The sequence below is a fragment of the Gottfriedia sp. NPDC057948 genome (genome assembly GCF_042887255.1).
GTDB lineage: Bacteria > Bacillota > Bacilli > Bacillales > Bacillaceae_G > Gottfriedia.
In genome coordinates this window covers 1-1,503 of the sequence record NZ_JBHVPN010000043.1, presented here as the reverse complement: position 1 = coordinate 1,503, position 1,503 = coordinate 1, and the positions used below count along the sequence as shown (strand labels likewise).

The 1,503-nt window shown below is 31.5% G+C and carries 1 rRNA gene and 1 pseudogene; both read right to left on the bottom strand.

Features of this window, described 5'->3' with window-relative positions:
• Positions 1–327 precede the first annotated feature (327 nt).
• Positions 328–906: pseudogene (locus ACFVRR_RS24260) on the bottom strand (DUF3885 domain-containing protein).
• Positions 907–1,411: 505 nt separating this feature from the next.
• Positions 1,412–1,503 (bottom strand): 5S ribosomal RNA (gene rrf / locus ACFVRR_RS24255); the annotation flags it as partial.

The window sequence follows — 1,503 nt, the reverse complement described above, 5'->3', positions numbered from 1 at the left end:
TTTAAATCTTGTATTGCTCAAAAAACTAATAATTGACGTTTACTTCATGTTTTGTTTAGTTTTCAAAGTTCACTTTATCGCTCAGAGGCGACTTTAATATAATAACATTTTGCTGAACAACTTGTCAACAACTTATTTTATATTTTTTGTTGTTCGAACTTGTTTTATCGTGACAACATAAACAAATATACCATCTCGTCCAAATGATTGCAAGCATTTCTTTACAAAAAATTAATAAAAGTTTTATACGCTCTTTTTTTGAAACTTTCTATATATATTGCTCTGTTAATTTTAGTGAAGAAACACTACAAAATGTAGCTTCCCTTTTTAAATATCATATATATCTCTTAATGTGTCGGGTGAAGTTGCCAATAAATCACACCCTCTGTCATCGTAAATGTGAAAGATCGTTTTCTTGTTAATATTGATAAAATATACTCTATGAAAAACCCTCGGACTAATTCCCAAATAATGGTTGCATATTGCTTTTAACAAAGAATGGTATTTGAATTCATTCGTATTACATTTTAAACTAAATCTATGCGTTTTATGTGTTCCTTCTTCGTCATCTTCAGGAAAAACATATGGCTTCGTTTGATGCTTTAATTTATACAATAGTGACTTCTCTACATATGGTGGAAAGTTCACTAATTTACGTTTAATTTGTTTGCCTCTTTCAAAATCATTTACATCATCATTTACATCCATTACGACAAATATTTCTTCTATTGAAGAGTCTATCGCTTCAAATAAAGTGATTGCCCTTTTATAACATCACAATATATATGAATTATCAGGATAATCATAACCCCTTTCCCACTCTACCCCAAGTTCAAATCGTATCCCAATATCCCTATTGTAAAACAAAGGTGGTCTAAGTTCTAAATTAGGAAATACTTCTTTCAAGAAGTTGTTAAGTATCAGTCAAACACCTCATAAAATCTATAAATCAAATAAACATAGACTCAATATTGAGTCTGGACAAACTCAACAATCATAAGTAACTGTCATTTCAAAAACAAATGATGTGAGCAATCACTCTTCAATGTCGTCTTTTGTACTTCCGTTACTCAGACTATCACACAAACTGAACAAACTAAGTAATTAATAAGATACTTTGTAACTACTTCCTTATGCAGCCTATACCATTATTTCATTCAATAATGTGGACAATTTCCATTTTGAATATGATCCAAACTTTTTATTACACCTTTCTCTTCGTCAGATAGTAAGCGATGATGCTATTTTCCGTTTTCTTTAGCGTATCCTACAACAAAAACTTAACCGTGTCAGTTGACTTTCGATCATTCCTGGAATTAATTTCTATTAACTAAGTAAAATTTTAAGTAAGTCTATCGTTTTCATATTCCAACACAAAAAAACATCAGCTATTATGCTGATGTTTTTTGTTACCAGGCGACGTTCTACTCTCACAGGGGGAAACCCCCAACTACCATCGACGCAAAAGAGCTTAACTGCCGTGTTCGGTATGGGAACGGGTGT